This is a genomic window from Cellulophaga algicola DSM 14237, from assembly GCF_000186265.1.
Lineage (GTDB): Bacteria > Bacteroidota > Bacteroidia > Flavobacteriales > Flavobacteriaceae > Cellulophaga > Cellulophaga algicola.
Window position 1 is genome coordinate 3,995,997 of the sequence record NC_014934.1, and the last position, 18,474, is coordinate 4,014,470.

16 protein-coding genes are annotated in these 18,474 nt (G+C 34.9%); 11 read left to right on the forward strand and 5 right to left on the reverse strand.

What is annotated here, in order from left to right; all coding sequences use genetic code 11:
* The first annotated feature begins 3 nt into the window (after positions 1-3).
* The 9 genes from CELAL_RS17460 (at position 4) to CELAL_RS17500 (ending at position 10,505) form a co-directional block, all read left to right on the forward strand.
* On the forward strand, positions 4-4,341 hold the full coding sequence (locus CELAL_RS17460; protein ID WP_013552213.1) for a CusA/CzcA family heavy metal efflux RND transporter: 4,338 nt from the start codon (positions 4-6) through the stop codon (positions 4,339-4,341).
* 5 nt (positions 4,342-4,346) lie between these two features.
* Positions 4,347-5,477 carry an efflux RND transporter periplasmic adaptor subunit gene (locus tag CELAL_RS17465; RefSeq protein ID WP_013552214.1) on the forward strand — a complete coding sequence of 377 codons (1,131 nt, stop codon included), beginning with the start codon at positions 4,347-4,349 and terminating at the stop codon, positions 5,475-5,477.
* A 2-nt stretch (positions 5,478-5,479) separates the two neighbouring features.
* The gene (locus tag CELAL_RS17470; protein ID WP_013552215.1) at positions 5,480-6,178 is read left to right on the forward strand and encodes a VIT1/CCC1 transporter family protein; all 699 of its coding nucleotides are present in this window, start codon (positions 5,480-5,482) and stop codon (positions 6,176-6,178) included.
* Between the two features lies 1 nt (position 6,179).
* The gene (locus CELAL_RS17475) at positions 6,180-6,764 is read left to right on the forward strand and encodes a hypothetical protein (protein ID WP_013552216.1); all 585 of its coding nucleotides are present in this window, start codon (positions 6,180-6,182) and stop codon (positions 6,762-6,764) included.
* Entirely contained in the window at positions 6,761-7,459 is a 699-nt protein-coding gene (locus CELAL_RS17480) for a Crp/Fnr family transcriptional regulator (protein WP_013552217.1), read from the forward strand. Before CELAL_RS17475 ends, CELAL_RS17480 begins: the two co-directional genes overlap by 4 nt.
* An 87-nt stretch (positions 7,460-7,546) precedes the next feature.
* The gene (locus tag CELAL_RS17485) at positions 7,547-7,987 is read left to right on the forward strand and encodes a thioredoxin family protein (RefSeq protein ID WP_013552218.1); all 441 of its coding nucleotides are present in this window, start codon (positions 7,547-7,549) and stop codon (positions 7,985-7,987) included.
* Positions 7,971-8,969, forward strand: coding sequence for an FAD:protein FMN transferase (locus tag CELAL_RS17490; RefSeq protein ID WP_013552219.1), 999 nt, complete (start codon positions 7,971-7,973; stop codon positions 8,967-8,969). Before CELAL_RS17485 ends, CELAL_RS17490 begins: the two co-directional genes overlap by 17 nt.
* Positions 8,966-9,178, forward strand: a complete 213-nt coding sequence (locus tag CELAL_RS17495) for a DUF4266 domain-containing protein (protein ID WP_013552220.1) — start codon at positions 8,966-8,968, stop codon at positions 9,176-9,178. Before CELAL_RS17490 ends, CELAL_RS17495 begins: the two co-directional genes overlap by 4 nt.
* Positions 9,179-9,212: 34 nt before the next feature.
* Entirely contained in the window at positions 9,213-10,505 is a 1,293-nt protein-coding gene (locus tag CELAL_RS17500) for a DUF3570 domain-containing protein (protein ID WP_041558287.1), read from the forward strand.
* A 300-nt stretch (positions 10,506-10,805) separates the two neighbouring features.
* Here CELAL_RS17500 and CELAL_RS17505 read toward each other — a convergent pair whose 3' ends face one another.
* The 5 genes from CELAL_RS17505 to CELAL_RS17525 form a co-directional block, all read right to left on the reverse strand.
* On the reverse strand, positions 10,806-10,991 hold the full coding sequence (locus tag CELAL_RS17505; RefSeq protein WP_013552222.1) for a YgaP family membrane protein: 186 nt from the start codon (positions 10,989-10,991) through the stop codon (positions 10,806-10,808).
* Between the two features lie 18 nt (positions 10,992-11,009).
* Positions 11,010-11,315, reverse strand: a complete 306-nt coding sequence (locus CELAL_RS17510; protein WP_013552223.1) for a hypothetical protein — start codon at positions 11,313-11,315, stop codon at positions 11,010-11,012.
* A gap of 69 nt (positions 11,316-11,384) precedes the next feature.
* Positions 11,385-14,579 carry an efflux RND transporter permease subunit gene (locus CELAL_RS17515; protein WP_013552224.1) on the reverse strand — a complete coding sequence of 1,065 codons (3,195 nt, stop codon included), beginning with the start codon at positions 14,577-14,579 and terminating at the stop codon, positions 11,385-11,387.
* Positions 14,580-14,705: 126 nt separating this feature from the next.
* Positions 14,706-15,824, reverse strand: coding sequence for an efflux RND transporter periplasmic adaptor subunit (locus CELAL_RS17520; RefSeq protein ID WP_013552225.1), 1,119 nt, complete (start codon positions 15,822-15,824; stop codon positions 14,706-14,708).
* A 106-nt stretch (positions 15,825-15,930) separates the two neighbouring features.
* On the reverse strand, positions 15,931-17,235 hold the full coding sequence (locus CELAL_RS17525; RefSeq protein ID WP_013552226.1) for a TolC family protein: 1,305 nt from the start codon (positions 17,233-17,235) through the stop codon (positions 15,931-15,933).
* Between the two features lie 232 nt (positions 17,236-17,467).
* Here CELAL_RS17525 and msrB point away from each other — a divergent pair, with 232 nt between their 5' ends.
* Entirely contained in the window at positions 17,468-17,923 is a 456-nt protein-coding gene (gene msrB / locus CELAL_RS17530; protein ID WP_013552227.1) for a peptide-methionine (R)-S-oxide reductase MsrB, read from the forward strand.
* A gap of 12 nt (positions 17,924-17,935) precedes the next feature.
* A complete protein-coding gene (msrA, locus tag CELAL_RS17535; RefSeq protein ID WP_013552228.1) occupies positions 17,936-18,472 on the forward strand; it encodes a peptide-methionine (S)-S-oxide reductase MsrA in 537 nt (178 codons plus the stop codon).
* Positions 18,473-18,474 lie beyond the last annotated feature (2 nt).

Sequence of the window (18,474 nt, forward strand, 5' to 3'; positions counted from 1 at the left end):
AAAATGTTATCATATATAATTCATTTTAGTATTAAGAATAAGTTTGTAATTCTCTTATTCACACTTTTTATCGTTGGGTTTGGATTGTATTCCTTGTCTCAAATACCTATTGGCGCAGTGCCAGATGTTACCAATAATCAAGTACAAGTAATCACTACCTCCAGAAATCTTTCTACGCAAGACATGGAGCAATTTATAACCTATCCTGTTGAGTTAGAGATGGCAAATTTACCAGGGGTAGAAGAAATTAGATCGGTATCAAAATTCGGTCTCTCTGTAGTAACCATTGTCTTTAATGACGATATGGGTACTTTTTTACCTAGGCAGTTAATTGCTGAAAAAATCAAATCTGCTTCTGAAAAAATCCCTGAAGGTTTTGGTTCGCCAGAAATGGGTCCTATTACTACAGGCTTAGGAGAAATTTACCAATACATTTTAGATGTTAAGCCCGAGTTTAAAGATAAATATACTACGGAAGATTTACGAACCATTCAAGATTGGATTGTAAAACGACAACTCTCAGGAATTCCTGGTGTCGTTGAAGTGAATACTTGGGGTGGTTTTTTAAAACAATATGAAGTTGCTATAGCTACCGATAAACTTTATGCCATGAACATCAGTGCTCGCGATGTTTTTTCAGCTTTAGAAACCAATAATAGTATTTCTGGTGGCGGGTATATTGAAAAAACTAATCAGGCTTATTTTATTCGTGGTGAGGGTTTAATAACTTCACTTGAAGACATTGAAAATGTTGTCGTTAAAAATATAAATGGGATACCTATCTATATTAAGGATGTAGCTAAAGTAGGGTTCGGTAGTGCTAATAGGTTTGGGGCCATAACAGCAAATGGAGAAGGAGAAAAGGTTTTAGGTCAGGTAATGATGTTAAAAGATGCTAACTCTAAAAAAGTAATCGATGCCGTTAAACTACGTGTTACTGAAATTAGCAAAGCTTTACCAGAAGGCGTTTACATCAATGCCTTTTTAGATCGGAGTGAACTCATCGCGAAAACTACGCTTACAGTAACTGAAAACTTGGTGTTAGGTTGTCTTATCGTCATTTTCGTAGTGGTCTTATTATTAGGTAATTTTAGATCTGGTTTGGTGGTTGCCTCCGTCATTCCACTTTGTCTACTTTTTGCCTTGTCGCTCATGTATATTTTCGGAGTCGATGCCAACCTCATGAGTTTAGGCGCTATAGATTTTGGAATTATTATAGATGGAGCAGTAATTATTGTGGAGTTTATTGCTTTTAAAATAAGTAGTACTAGTGCAGAAATTATGGCATTACCGAAAGAAGAACAACAAGAATTAAAAGACCAAATAGCGCAAAATGGAGCATCAAAAATGATGAACTCGGCAGTATTCGGTCAATTAATAATTCTGATTGTTTTTATTCCAATTTTATCTTTAAGTGGTGTAGAAGGGAAAATGTTTATTCCTATGGCACTTACGTTTAGTTTTGCACTAATAGGAGCCATGATTTTATGTTTTACTTATGTGCCCGTGGCGGCTTCATTATTTTTAAAACCTCAAAAAAAGACTGAAAAAAGAAATATCTCTATACGATTAATGGATAGGCTTGTGGCTACATATGACCCCATTATTACCTGGGCGCTGCGCAGTAAAAAAGTAGTATTGTCTATTGCAGCAGTACTATTAGCGCTAGCAATTTTTATCTTTACACAGATGGGGGGAGAGTTTGTACCTACTTTAGATGAGGGCGATTTTGTCATTCAGCCTGTACTTAAAACAGGAACATCATTGAGTAAAACGGTTGAAACCACCACTCAAATTGAACGTATACTATTAACAAATTTTCCAGAAGTAAAACAAGTGGTAACTAGAATTGGCGCGGCTGAAGTACCTACTGATCCTATGTCTATGGAAGAGAGTGATGTGATCATTATCTTAAAACCAAAAAGCGAATGGACATCTGCCGCTTCAAAAGATGAATTGGCTGACAAATTTAAAGAAGCTTTAGCGGTGATTCCTGGAATGGAGGTTGAATTTACACAGCCTATTGAAATGCGATTTAATGAACTAATTACTGGAGTTCGCGCAGATATCGCTATTAAAATATTTGGAGATGATTTATCTGTTTTAGCTAAAAAAGGCAGTGAAATAGGAGAATTAATTACCAATGTTAAAGGTGCATCTGATATTTCTATAGAAAAGGTAGAAGGTTTACCTGAAATGAGTATTAAATATGACCGCAGTAAAGTGGCCCGTTACGGATTAAACATTCAAGAATTAAACGATCTGGTAGCAATGGCTTTTGCAGGAAAGACTGCAGGGAGCATTTTTGAAGGAGAAAAGAGGTTTGACTTAGTCGTTCGTTTAGATAAATCTCAACGGAAAGATATTAATAACCTTCAAAACTTATTTGTTGACCTTCCTAATGGTGGAAAAGTTCCTTTACGAGAATTAGCCACGATTAGCTATCAAAAAGGTGCCGCTAAAATATCTCGAGATAATACGCGAAGACGCATTGTCGTAGGGGTAAATGTGCGGAACAGAGATCTACAGTCTGTGGTAGATGATGTGCAAAAACTTATCAATGAAAATATTGACTTACCAGTGGGGTATAGTATTTCTTATGGCGGGCAATTTGAAAACTTACAGAGTGCTAAATCTCGCTTATTAGTTGCAGTGCCTATAGCTTTAGTTTTAATTTTTGTGCTGTTGTATTTTGCCTTTAAATCGGTAAAAGAAGCTTTAATGATCTATTCTGCAATACCATTGGCTGCTGTAGGCGGTGTGTTTTTATTATGGATCAGAGATTTGCCTTTTAGTATTTCTGCGGGAGTAGGTTTTATTGCACTTTTTGGAATTGCAGTTTTAAATGGAATTGTCTTAATCGAACATTTTAAAGAGTTAAAAGCGGAAGGTTTTGAAACAATTGAAGAATTAATAAAACATGGAGCTAAAGATAGATTGCGAGCTGTTTTATTAACCGCTTCTGCCGCTGCATTAGGTTTTTTACCCATGGCAATATCTACCAATGCAGGAGCAGAGGTACAGCGGCCATTGGCAACTGTGGTCATTGGAGGTTTAATTACGGCTACTATATTAACACTGGTAGTATTGCCTGTGCTTTATGCTTATTTGAATACCATTAAACCCCTTAAAATAAAAAATAAAGGTAATGCTGTTGCGTTAATCCTTGGTTTTTGTTGTTTAGGGCAAGTTATGTCACAAGAAAAACAACATCAAGCTCTTAGTTTAGAGGAGTTAATACCTATAGCTATTGAGAATAATGCTTCTTTGAAAGCTAAAAACAATCAACTACTACAATCTGAACAACTCATTAATTCGGCTTTTGATTTTGATAAGACCCAGGTCTATTATGAGTTTGATGAGAATAACTTAGCCAGCAATAATCAGCCTTTAAAAGTTTTTGGGGTGCAGCAAGATTTCCGTTTTCCTACCGTTTATTTTTCTCAAAAGAAAGTGAATAAAATGCGGTATTCTCTGAGCGAAAATTCTTTTGAAATTCAGAAGAAATCGGTTATTAGAAGAGTAACTACTAGTTATTACAACTATCAAATAGCTTTAAAAAAGCAGGAGCTTTATCACACATTAGACAGTTTGTATAGCAATTTTTCAGCAATGGCTAGTAGACGATTTGAACTAGGGGAAACCAATTATCTAGAAAAAATAACCGCTATTTCTAAAGAAAAGCAGATTGCATTGCAATATTCTGAATCAAAAAAACAGGTAAAAGAGGTGTATACAGAATTGCAAGCAGTACTACAATTGGAAGATTCCATACGGGTTACTCCGCTACTTAATTTAAAGGTAGTAGCGCAGCAAGTACCTATAGCGCAAAGTCCTGAACTAGATTTTTATCAAAATAGAGCATTGTTTTTTAAAGCAGAAAAACAGTTGGAGAAACAACAAGTACTCCCAGATATCAGTCTACAGTATTTTCAAGGGACTAATGAAGGGCTAAACGCTAATTTATATGGCTACCAATTGGGCTTAAAAATTCCCATTCTTTTCGGAGGTAAATCTGCGAAAATTAAAGCATCAAAATTTGCAGAAGAAGCATCAATCAATGAGTTAAAAGAATACCGAACGCAAGTAAATTCTAAACAAGAAGTTTTAAAAAATCAATTAAAAAGCTTTGGTGCATCTTTAGCTTATTATGAGAATGAAGGACAGCAACTTTCTAATGAAATTTTAAAAACTGCAATCGGTAGCTTTAAAAACGGAGAGATTAACTTTTATCAATACTTGCAAAGTCTTGAAAGCGCCTATGAGATACAACTAGAATATCTCAACACATTAAAGGAGTATAATCAAACCGTAATTGCTATCAATTTTTTAACACTATAACAATCATGAAATATATAATTAATAGAATCGCCATAACAGGTGTGCTTACGCTACTAATAAGTTGCGGTAGTAAGGAAAAAACGAGTGTTTCGAAAGAAAAAAATTCGGAATACATCGAAATAACCATGGAACAGTTTAATAAAAATAACATGGAACTCGGGACCTTTAAAGAACAAGATTTTCCAAAAATAGTATCGGCAACGGGCATGATTGATGTACCGCCAGAAAATAAAGCAAGCGTTAGTGCAACGATGGGAGGATATATAAAAACGACTCCCTTGTTAATAGGGGATACCGTAAAAAAAGGACAGCTATTGGTAACTTTAGAAAACCCAGAATTTGTTACGATCCAACAAGAATATATGGAACTGAATGAGCAGTTGATGTATTTGAAGTCTGAATATGACAGACAAGAAACCATGATAGCAGAAAAAATCACTTCTCAAAAAAGTTTTTTAAAAGCAGAAAGTGATTATAAAACGAGTATAGCAAGACGGAATGGTTTGAAAAAACAGTTGGAAATGCTTCATATATCGACTGCTAATGCTGCTCAAGGTAATTTTACAGCAATTGCTAGCATTTACGCACCTATTGCAGGTAGTATTTCTAAAACCTTTGTGTCTATGGGGTCTTATGTTTCGCCAGCTAGTCCTATTTTAGAAATCATAAACAATGATCATATTCATTTAGAGCTTTCCGTTTTTGAAAAGGACATTATGAGTATTAAGAAAGATCAGAAAATCGAATTTGAAATCCCCGAAGTTTCAGATCAAGAATATTCAGGAGAAGTTCATCTCGTAGGGAATTCTATTGATGAAAATAGAACGATTAAAATTCATGGCCATATTGAAGATGAATCTAAGTATAAGTTTATTTCAGGAATGTTTGTATCCTCTAGAATAATTACAAGCACAGAAAAGAGATTAGCTTTACCCTCAGAAGCTATTGTACCTATTGATGATATTGACTATGTCTTGGTCTTGGTAAAAAAGGAAAATGATACGTACTATTTCCATCAAGAGGAAGTAAAACAAAATGGAAATTTTGAAGGTTTTTCTCTTATAGAAAACACAAATGACTTTAAGCAGAATACAAAGTTCTTGACAAAAGGTGTTTTTAACTTATTAGGCGCGTAATTATGGATGCACAAAACACAGAAAAACACTATATTAAACGTAGCGGATGGCTTAGAGCTGGAGTCTTAGGAGCAAACGATGGGATTTTATCGACAGCAAGTATTATTATAGGGGTTGCCGCTGCTAGTAGTACACGAGAACCTGTTTTAGTTGCGGGAGTTGCAGGGCTAGTTGCTGGAGCATTATCTATGGCGGCTGGAGAATATGTATCTGTGAGTTCTCAGACAGATGTCGAAAAATCTGATCTTGCTCGAGAGCAACAAGAACTTATAGATACTCCAGAAGAAGAGCTTCTAGAGCTAGCAAAAATATATGAAGAAAGAGGTTTAAAAGTTGAGACAGCCTTAGAGGTTGCAATACAATTAACAGCCCATAATGCTTTAGAAGCACATGCAAGAGATGAGCTAGGAATACACGAAATGACGGAGGCAAAACCTTTACAGGCAGCAATTTCTTCTGGTATAGCTTTTACTGTAGGTGGCTTTTTACCTGTACTCGTAGCGTTTATAGCCCCTCTTAATCGTATGGAATACCTGCAATATGTGAGTGCGATTCTGTTTCTAGCTATTTTAGGAATAGTAGCAGCAAGAGCGGGAGGTTCTAACCCTACAAAAGTAGTGCTAAGAATAACATTTTGGGGAACCTTAGCTATGGGATTAACGGCTTTTATTGGACATCTTTTCAATATAAATATTGCGTAGTATGATCACACAAGAAGAAAAATATTGTTCAGACTTATTAGCATTTCGTAAATGGAAAGAGCTCACTTTTCATGATCTTATACATACGCAAGAGGTTGCAGAATACGTCAATTATATTTGCTGTGAAATGAATAGTACACCCCGTAAAACTGAGTTACCTATGCTCACCGCTCGGTTTCAAAATACAGGTTTTTTAAATAGTTATAATGATTATGAAGAAGAAAGTAAAAATAGAGGAATAGGGTATCTTAACGCTGCAGGGATGTATTACAATTCTATGGTACAAATATGCAAGTGCATTGATGGTACAAGATGGCATCAAAACCCAACGACAGCGCTAGCTGAAATACTTTGTGATGCAAATATAATTCATGTTAACAATGCTCATTTTTTTTATAGAAATAGTCTGCGGGACAGAGAAAGGGAGTTTTTTTGTGATAGGCACTTGACAGAAGAGAAGTGCTCCGTATTTAATTTAGAGGTTTTAGTAAATGTTCATTTTAAGTCTCATCATGAAAAGGGCTATGTTGAAGTAAGAAACCAGAAGAATTTGGAAGATGTAAAAACAAATTTCAGCGTATTATGAAGACTAATTTATTTCCACACGACAAATTCAGTTTTGATAATCAAGATTTGCTTTCAGGACTACCTGAAGCTGTCTGCAAAACGATTACTAAAAACAGTGTCATTATTCACTTTAAGGCAGGAGATGCGATTTTTATAGAAGATAATACGCCAGAAGGCATTTATAGCGTTAAAAATGGAAAAGTAAAGAAGTTTACAGTTACTGATCATAGAAAGGAGCATATTTTTTATATCTGTAAAGAAGGAGAGTACTTAGTATATCACGCCGTGTTAAGCGAGGAGTTATATCCAGACTGCGCATCAGCTCTTACAGATTGTGATATGGAGTTTATACCTAAAGAAGATTTTATAAAGGCAGTAGACAAGTCACCTATCTTATCAAAACGTTTATTAAGGAGTTTGGGTCACGAATTTGGAGTTTTTCTTAAGGCGACAAAAATTCTTGCAAAATATACGGTAAGAGAACGAACAGCATTAAACCTTCTGATTTTAGAAAGTAAATATAAAAATAATCAGAAGTTGGATACAGAAATCAGTATTCATAGAGAAGACCTAGCTAGCATGGTTGGTACTGCTATGGAATCTGTAGTGAGAATGCTCAAGGATTTTAAAGAAGAAAAACTTATTTCAACAAAGCGAAGCAGCATTTTTATTAAGGACCATAAAGGTCTCTTAAAGGTAGCTAACTTTAACTGATTGCCTATAGCTTACATTGATAATTATCAATGTAAGCTATAGAATTAAATTACGATTAATAGAATTAATTAACCTAATTATAAGACTATGAAAAATTTTTTATTACTAGCAGTGATTTTTGTTGCTTTTGGTACTACAGTAAGTGCTCAAGAATGGCAGACGGATTTTGTAAAAGCAAAAGCTATCGCTGTAAAAGAAAGTAAACCTATAATTCTTGTTTTTCAAGGATCAGATTGGTGTGCACCTTGTATTAAGCTTGATCGTGAAATTTGGAGTACAGATAAATTTAAAAAATATGCAGGAGAACATTATGTAATGCTTCAGGCAGATTTCCCTAGGCGAAAAAATAATGCATTATCAGATACTCAAACAAAGGCAAATGCTCAACTAGCAGAATGGTATAATAGAAATGGCGTCTTTCCATTTGTGGTAGTTCTAGATAGTAAGGGTAAAGTGCTGGGGGAGACAAGCTACAAAAAGACTACACCTGAAAATTATATCAAAGAATTAAATGCTTTTACAAAATAATTTGAAAACATACATTACTTTGCTGGTCACACTATTTTCATTGGTATGCTTAGCACAACAACCTTATAAACGGACACTCAAACTTATGGGGAGCCGTTTTGATATAACGGTAGTTGCAGATAATGAATTACAAGGTAATATAAGCATAGATATTGCTATAGCCGAAATTACGAGAATAGAAAAGCTTATTTCTTCTTGGGATGTTAATTCGCAAACTTCTGCGATCAATAAAAATGCAGGTATACAACCAGTAAAGGTTGATAAAGAGCTTTTTAATTTGATTGAAAGAGCTATTGGAATATCAAAACTTACCGATGGAGCTTTTGATATTAGTTACGCATCAATGGATTATATCTGGAAGTTTGATGGCAGTATGACGGCAATGCCATCAGAAGAAGAAATTGCATCCTCTGTACTAAAAGTAGGTTTTAAGAATATCGTTTTAGATAAAAAGAATAGTACTGTATTTCTTAAGCTAGAGGGAATGAAAATTGGTTTTGGTGCTATAGGCAAAGGATATGCTGCAGATAAAGCAAAAGCATTACTAATAGAAAAAGGAGTATCCTCGGGAATTATAAATGCTTCTGGAGATATGAATACTTGGGGAAAACAACCAGATGGGAGCGAGTGGAAAGTTGCTATTACAAACCCAATGAATAAAAATAAAGTATTTGCATTACTCCCTATAACCAATGGAGCAGTAGTAACCTCAGGTAATTATGAGAAGTACGTAAACTTTAACGGTAAGCGATACACACATATTATAGATCCACGTACAGGCTATCCTTCTAGTGGGATTATAAGTGTGACCGTTTTTGCGCCTAAAGCAGAACTTGCAGATGCGCTCGCGACCTCTGTGTTTGTGATGGGTAAAGAAGCAGGTTTAGATAGGATAAATCAGTTACCTCAGATAGAATGTATTATTATAGATGATCAAGGAAATATTACCAAGTCAAAGAATATTAAAATAGACAAATTATGATTAAAAAGATTATTTATCTCACAGTAATAGCTATTAATTTTAGTAGTTGTGTTGTGGTTAAAGAATATGAAAAGGTCAATATAAACGACCCAGATATGGTGCTTTCAGAAAAAAAATGCGATCGTAATGTAACGACTGCGCACTCTTATCGTGAGGCTGCTGTAGGCGCCAATGGAGGAAAAACAGGAGGAGGCTGCGGCTGTAACTAATATGGAAAATCACTTGAAAAAAATAGTTATTTTTATGTGTGTATTCGCTTTTGCGAAAGCGCACGCTCAAACAGCTCAAGAAGAAACAAAAGCTTATAAAAAACGCGTGTTAGAAACTACTGAAGTAGACTTCTTAACAAGTTATTATTCTCAGGATGGTGACAATGCTGCCGTAAGTGGAGGTATAGGTACCGAAGAATTAACAGATGTTACAGGAACCTTCATAGTTTCTATTCCATTAAATGATGACGATGTGCTTACCATTGATGCTGGAGTTTCTGCATATACTTCTGCATCTTCTAGTAATGTAGGACCTTTTGATGATGGTCTTGCAGACCCTTTTCAAGCATCTTCTGGTGCTTCAAGCAGTGATTTATGGGCAAATATAACTGGAAGTTATAGCCATAGCTCAGATGATAGAAACGATATTTGGTCTACTAAGTTATCAATATCTTCGGAGTATGATTATTTTTCCTTGGGAGTTGGCGGTAGTTACACCAAGCTTTTTAATGAAAAAAACACTGAAATAAGTGTAAACGGTAATGTTTACATAGATACTTGGAATGCTATTTATCCTACAGAGTTAAGACCTTTTGGAGAAGGAGGAGCTGGTTTAAGTGATCGTTTGTTTACTCAAAACACCATTACAGGCAATACGAATTATAATCCTAGATTTACAGCGTTTGATAGTGAAGGACGTAACTCTTATTCGGTAGGTTTTGGGTTGTCACAGATATTACACAAAAAGGTACAAGGTTCATTAGCATTAGATTTTGTGCAACAAGACGGACTGTTATCAACCCCATTCCAAAGAGTTTATTTCAGTGATATAGCAGATTCATTTATTGATAATTTTCAATTGGCCGATGCTGTTGAACGTCTACCCGATTCTAGATTTAAAGTGGCAGCTGGGGGTCGTTTAAATTGGTACCTCAATGAAACCGTTACAGTACGTACTTTTTATCGTTATTATTTTGATGATTGGGGGATTACTTCGCATACAGCGAGCATTGAAGTACCGGTTAAAATAACAAATAAGTTTACCTTATATCCATCATACAGATTCTACAATCAAACGGCAGCAGACTATTTCAATACCTACGAAAGTGCTTTATCTACGGATGAGTTTTATACGTCAGATTATGACCTTTCTGAATACTCAGCAAACCAATTCGGTTTTGGAGTATCCTATACAGATATTTTCGCGAAAGCCCATCTTTGGCAATTTGGTCTTAAAAGTATTGACTTAAAGTTTTATCAATACGATAGAGATACCACTTTTAGTTCTAGTATCATTACGGCAGGCTTCAAGTTTGTCATGGACTAAGCATAAGAACTATGTTTTAACAATATTTATAAGCGCTAAGAATATTCAAAATCTTAGCGCTTATATTATGTACTGAGACATTAAAAAACCATTTTACTTCAAGTAGTATTTATTGGTTTTTTAGCTCATGCTCAACAGGGAATAATTGAACCCATTAAATGGGATTCTAAAGGCGAAAAAAAAAGTCTGTACATAGGGGTATTGACTTTTTTTGTTTAAAAACGTGTTGTCAAGAACATTGGCAATAATTAATAGGAGATAGGTTAAGAATACATGCTTTTTTCAAGATAAGAAAGCGTATTATTTTTTAACCCCTAATTTCACCAAAATAGTTTCTAATAGACACCATTTTGTAAAAGCAGACTGTATTAAATTAACCCCAATGAACACGGTAAACCATAACCAGTTAACACTTACATATACAGTTAGTACAACACTCAATAATACCATGATACCAACAATTACTCTAAAATAGGTGTTCATCATTTCTAATTAATTTTAAATTTATATAGATTTTTCAATAGGAACCACCGCCGCTTTTAAGGGGTTATTAGTTTCTATACTTTTATTAAATTCTTTTATTAAATCGAATAAAGTATCAATATTTTCATCTTCTGTAAAAGAGAAAAACATACTCGATTGACTTCCTCCTTTTCCTGAAGAAAACCAATTAGAAGCCATTAAAATTGTGGAATCACTTTTGTGCCCATCAATATCAGAACTACTAAATTTCTCAATATTTGCATTTTTAAAAAGGGTTAAGACGTCTTTTTGGTATTCTTCAACTGCGGTAACGATAACTAATTTCATAGTGTTGGTTTTTTAGTTATTATTCTGAATTATCAAACCGAACAGGGGAGTTGACAACTCAGAATTTAATTATTTATAATTTTTCTTTTCTATCATATAATATACTAAGGGAACTACTAATAAGGTAAGCACCGTAGAAACTATAGTTCCGCCCATTAAAGAGATGGCTAAACCTTGAAAAATTGGATCAAATAAGATGACAAAAGCTCCAATAACAACAGTTCCAGCAGTTAATAGAATAGGTGTAGTACGCACAGCTCCTGCTTCGATAGCTGCTTGTTTTAAGGGTACACCTTCTGCTGTTCTTATATTGATAAAATCAATCAATAAAACAGAATTTCGTACCATAATTCCCGCTAAAGCAATCATCCCAATAAATGATGTTGCGGTAAAGAATGCTCCCATAATCCAATGTCCTAAAATAATTCCGATTAAAGAGAGCGGAATTGCAACCATCATGACAATTGGTGCTTTAAAGTTTTGGAACCAACCTACGATTAAAATGTATATTAAGATAATAGCGCCTAAAAAGGCAATTCCTAAATCTCTGAATACTTCTAAAGTAATTTGCCATTCTCCATCCCATTTTACAGTATAATTGTCTTCAAACTCGGGCTGACCTAAATACATTTCGTTTAACTCGTAGCCTTTTGGTAACGGAATTTCTTTTAATTTTTCTTCCATTCCAAGAATAGCATACGCCGGACTTTCTAATTCTCCAGCCATATCTGCCATTACATAAACAACACGTTTTTGGTTTTTATGGTAAATACTTTTTGCTGCTGTTCTAGCTGTAATCGTTACTAAATCTGCAATAGGAACCATATTTCCCTGTGTCGATTTCACTTTCAATTGAGAAATATCTGTAACGGTAGATTTCTCCTTTTCATCTAAAGCCAATACTAAACCAACTTGAGTAACCGCATCTTCATCATATAAATTTGTAATGGCTCTGTTAGACATTGCCATATTCATGGTATACGCAATTTGTTGTGGTGCAACACCATACAACATGGCTTTTTCTTTGTTAATATCAAATTGATACTCCGTTTGATCTGCTTCAACCATCCAATCAATATCCACCACATCATCTGTGTTTTTTAAGATCTTTTGAACGCCATCGGCAATTTTAATTTGTTCGTTATAATCCGGGCCATACACTTCTGCCACAATTGTTGATAGTACAGGAGGTCCTGGTGGCACTTCTACTAACTTAATATTAGCGTTATATTTTGCAGCAATTTTCTGAATATCTGGACGCATTATTTTAGCAATGCCATGACTTTGAATATCACGTTCTTCTTTGTCTATTAAATTTACTTGGATATCTGCCATATTGCTTCCTCCACGAAGATCATAGTGGCGCACCAAACCATTAAACGTTATTGGAGCAGAGGTGCCCACGTAGTTTTGATAATTCACTACTTCTGGTCGTGTTGATAAGTATTGAGACACTTCTTGTGCTACAACACCTGTACGTTCTAGCGTTGTCCCTTCTGGCATATCAATAACCACCTGAAACTCATTCTTATTATCAAATGGCAGCATTTTTACGGCAACTGATTTAGTAAAAAATAACACCATGGTTATCATCAATACTAAAAATGTTCCTCCTAAAAACAACCAACGTTTTGCTTTGTTTTCTAATAATGGACGTTCAAATTTGTTATAAATTCTATAAATTAACGTCTCTTCAATAGGCTTTTCTTGTTTTTCTTCTACACCTTTCTTCTCTTTTTCTCTTAGGAAAATATACCCTAAGTAAGGCGTGATCGTTAAGGCTACAAACAGAGATAATATCATTGCTATTGACGCCCCTATAGGCATTGGAGCCATATATGGACCCATTAGTCCAGAGACAAAAGCCATAGGTAAAACAGATGCTATTACGGTAAATGTTGCTAGAATGGTAGGGTTCCCAACTTCGTTTATCGCATATAAAGCAGCATCTTTAAACGGTAAGCGTTTCATTTTAAAATGCCGATGCATATTTTCGGCAATAATAATGGAGTCATCGACGACAATTCCGGTTACAAATACTAACGCGAATAAGGTAATACGGTTTAACGTGTAATCCATCATATAATAGCTCAACAAGGTTAAGGCAAACGTAATGGGAACGGATAAAAACACGACCAATCCACCACGCCAACCCATGGCTAACATCACGACAAGGGTTACCGCAAAGATAGAACCAATAAGGTGCCACAATAATTCCGATACTTTATGCGATGCTGTTTCTCCGTAATTTCTGGTAATCTCTACATGAACATCATCAGGAATTAAATTGCTTCGTAAATGATCTGTTTTATCAATAATTACTTCTGCAATTTTCATGGCATCTGCACCTTTTCGTTTTGCAACAGAAATAGTTACTGCAGGATATTCCGACTTATAATCAGCCGATTTAACGCTTCCTTTTCCGTAACCTAAACTCACATAGTTTTGTGGTACTTCTGGGCCATCAATAATTTTAGCGACTTGCTTTAAATAAATAGGCTGATTTTGTTGTACACCAACTACCAAATTTTCTACATCAGTAACCGAAGCTAAAAAGGCGCCTGTATTTACTAAAAACTCAGTATCATTTTTATCAAAACTACCAGCATTTAATTGGCTGTTATTTGCTTTAATCATTTCTGAAACCGACAAGAAATCTAATCCACTAGCAGCTAATTTATCTTTATCTAAAACTACCCGCAATTGGCGGTCTCTACCACCAATTTTATGGGTCGTAGCAACATCGTTAACTTTTTTAATTTCAGCCTCAAGTTCTTGAGCCATTTGGTTTAATTGGTAATCGTCGTAATTTTCACTCCATAAGGTTAATCCCAACATGGGTACATCATCAATTGCACGTGTTTTTACTAATGGAAATGTCACACCTGCCGGCATTTGATCCATGTGCTTGTTAATTTCGTTGTACAATTTTACAAAACTGCGTTCAATATCTTCGCCCACATAAAACTGCACGATCACCATTCCTTGTTCTTTCGAGGAAGTAGAGTATACGTATTCTACGCCTTTGATGTTTGAAATTAATTGCTCCAATGGCTTAATTACACGGGACTCTACTTCCGTAGGGCTTGCTCCAGGATACCCCACAAAAATGTCTGCCATAGGCACATCAATTTGTGGCTCTTCTTCTCGTGGAATTAAAAACGAACTGTACACACCCACCACCATAAATACAATCATTAAAAGCACTGTAAGCTTAGACTGCATAAAGACTTTGGCAATTTTACCTGCGATTCCTTCTTTCATATTCCTATCCCTAACCCTTTCCAAAGGAAAGAGAAATGTTATGGGTTATTTTTAGTTAATATATTTTTTATAGCTTGAAAACGCTTCTTCAAACCGACAATCATGAGTATTTAAAGTATATTTATATCACTTAGTTTCCAAATTGGCTTCCTTCCCTTTGGGAACGATTGAGGATGGGATAATTTTCACGCCATTAAACAATTTACCATCTGCAGAAACGATATACGCTTCGTCTGAATTTAAACCAGATAATACCTCTACTTGATCTCCAAAAGTTCTTCCTAAGCGCAACCATCGTAACATTGCAGTGTTACTCTGGCTTACGGTATAGACACCCGATAATTGTCCGTTTGTTACGATAGCATCAGTAGGTATTAAAACCATTGCAGCCGTTGCTTTTCTTTCCACAGGAAATTGCACCGTTGTAAACATCCCTGATAAAATATTGGCATCTGTTTTGTCTAAAGTTATTTTTACTAAATATTGTCCACCTGTATTTTTAGCGGAAGTACTTACTTCTGTAACTTTCCCTTTTATCGTTTTATGAATTGATTTAACCAACACATCAACAGTACTTTCTTTTTCAATCGCAGAAATTTCTGTCTCAGGAATCATCGCCATCACTTCAAAATTTCCAGGTGTTTCCATACTTATCAAGGGCACACCAGGATTAGCCATGTTGCCAGCTTCTACATTTTTACTAGTTATAATTCCGCTAAAAGGCGCCGTAATATTGCTGTAAGCAAACTGTGCGTTGATTTCGTTTTTCATTTGGTTGGCAGCTTCTAAACGCGCCTTTGCCATTTCAAAATTTGCGGTCATATCATCCATTTCCTTTTGAGAAGCACTTTTTTCTGCAAACAAATTTTTAAAGCGGTTGTAGTCTTTCTGGGAATTATTAAAAGCAGCATTGGCTTCTGTTATTCCTGCGTTTACTTGCGCTCTTTTGGCTTGTAAATCACTATTATTAATAGACACTAATAATTGTCCTTTACGCACGTTATCCCCAACATTGACATAAACTTTAGTTACGTAACCCATCATTCTCGTGCTTAATTCTGCACTATTTGTAGCTTGTATTTTTCCACTTGCACTTAAAAAAGGACTAGTGTCATTTGTTTCTACTTGAATGACTTCTACATTAATTGCGGATGAATTATCTACAACAGGCTTGTTATCCTCACTTCCACAACTAGCAAATAGCAAGGCGAAAGAAAATGCTACGATGGTATATGTTTTTTTCATTTTATTTTTTGTTTTATTTTTTTATTTCCCTAGCGCTTTTCAGAGCAAAAGGAACTCTTATAGTTACGTATTGGCGCCTTTTACTTGGAAGGATTAAGGCTATATTTTATTTCGTTAAAAACTGTAAATAAGCTTGTGCGTAATTGTATTCAAAAATAGTTTGATAGTATTCTAGTTGCTTCTGTGCATATTGGGTATCGGCTAGTAGTAAATCTGATGTTTTTTCTAAACCTTCTTTAAATCTATTGGTTCTAATACGCAATGATTCTTCTGATTGTTCCATAGCTAATGCACTTAGTTTTAATTTATTTTTGGAATCTAAAAAGGCACGTTTTGCTTTATTCAATTCTAAATTACTTTGTGATACATATTGACTGTATTCTAATTTAGATTTTTCAAATTCAGATTTACTTTTTTGTGCTTTTCCAAAACGTTTTGACCCTTGAAAAATATCCCAACTTAATTGCGCTCCAAATAGATATCCATTGGCATCACCTTGGAATAGTTGATCATCATATAATTCATAACTACCAAAGGCATTTAATCGCGGTAGAAAGGCCATCTTATCAGCTTTATTCATGGCTTCATAGGCATTTGACGCTAATTGCATCGCTTTAATATCTGAACGATTTTCAGAAACTGTTTTATCTTCAATAGTCAAAGTAGAAACGGTTAATTCATCAGCTGGTATGTATACCACATACGTTTTATCATTCATTAAAAATGATAAATAATTTGATGCATTTTGAACATTACTCTTAGCGCTTTGTAACTGATTTTGAATTTCGGTAACCCGTACTTCAACATTCAATACATCTGCACGTTGTAAATACCCTTGTTTAAAACTATCTTCTGCTAATTTTTTATTGACATCTGCAGCTTCTAAGGCTTTTTCTAAAACGGCCACTGCTTTGTAAGCTAATTGTAATTGCATGTATGATTTGTCTACTTCAAATATTAAATAATCTTCTGTGCGCTCTGTTTGTAAAGACATAGCGTCCATTTTAGATTTGGCAGCTTTACGCTGATAAAGGCCATCGAAATTTAGTAATGGTTGCTGAATTTCAAGTTTTGTAGCGTAATTTTCAATTTGGGAAGGATCATTTAACAATGCTGGACTAAAATCATTTGCACTTAAAATTTCCTGATTTAATTTAGATCCAAAAGCCATTAATGGATTTGTGGTTGCCATTGCGGTATGACTTGCTGTTATGTTGGGTAAAAACACAGCGTTGGTTTGTCTATAATCTGCTCTTGCTTGATTAAATTCTTCTTCAGAAATTTTAATAGCTGTATTATGGTCAGACACTTTAGTCTGGACTTCACTTTTAGTAATTGGAACTAAATCTTGCGCACTAACTAGTAAACCGGTAAGGAATAAAAAAAAGCTTATGTAGGAATGTTTTTTCATCAATCTATGATTTATTATTGCAAATTTACTTTTAGTCTTAGGGCTAGTCAGTAACATTGGTTACACTGCATAGAATAGTTATGTAATAATTAATTTAGTTTATAGCGCTCCCAAACTTGTATGTTTTGACTATCCTTTTCGACTAATTTTTCTAGTATTAGAGTACTTACGACTAAAGCTTTTGAAGTATATTTAGGCGAAAAATTGAATTAGTTAAAAAAGAAAAATTGTTATGTTAACATGGAAAAATATTATTTCGTTTGCTACAACAGGAAACCCTGAGCCAGATAAGCGAGTAGAAAAGTCTGAGGAAGAATGGAAAGCGCAATTAACTCCTGAGCAATATAGAGTAATGCGTAAAAAAGGTACAGAAGTAGCACATACAGGAGCGCTTTGTACTAGTTATGAGGCAGGGCAATATAATTGTGCTGGATGTGATACCCCTCTTTTTGATTCTACTATAAAGTTTGAATCAGGAACTGGTTGGCCGAGTTTTACACAGCCTATAAAAGAGAATGCTATTAAATATATTAAAGATTCATCTTTTGGAATGGTTCGCGTTGAAGTGTTATGTAATACCTGCGATTCACATTTAGGACACATTTTTCCTGATGGCCCTGAACCAAGTGGTTTGCGTTATTGCGTAAATTCAGAATCGATGGTATTAGATACTTCAGTTGCAAAATAAAACTAAAACGGTATGTCAAAAATAGAAACGGCTACATTTGGTGGTGGTTGCTTTTGGTGTTTAGAAGCAGTTTTTAGACATATAGAAGGTGTTAAGGATGTAGTTTCTGGATATGCAGGAGGTAATTGTCCAGGAATACCAACCTACAGAGAAGTGTGTTCTGGTAAAACAGGGCATGCTGAAGTAATTCAAGTAAGGTTTGATACCACACGTATAACGTTTAGTGATGTTCTTAAATTATTTATGAGCAACCATAACCCTACCTTAGATACGTATATGAAGGGAGATTATGGTTCTCAATATCGTTCTATAGTGCTGTATCATTCTAAGGAGCAAGAAGAAGTTTCGCTAAACATATTACAAGAAATGCGTATGGAACATGCTAAAAACATCCGTACAGAACTGGCTGAATTTCGCGGTTTTTTTAAAGCGGAAGACTACCATCAAGACTATTTTACTAAAAATAAAGAAGCGGCCTATTGTAGGGGTATTATAGCACCTAAAATAGAGAAGTTAAAACAAGAATTTATTCAAAATATAGAACATTAAAA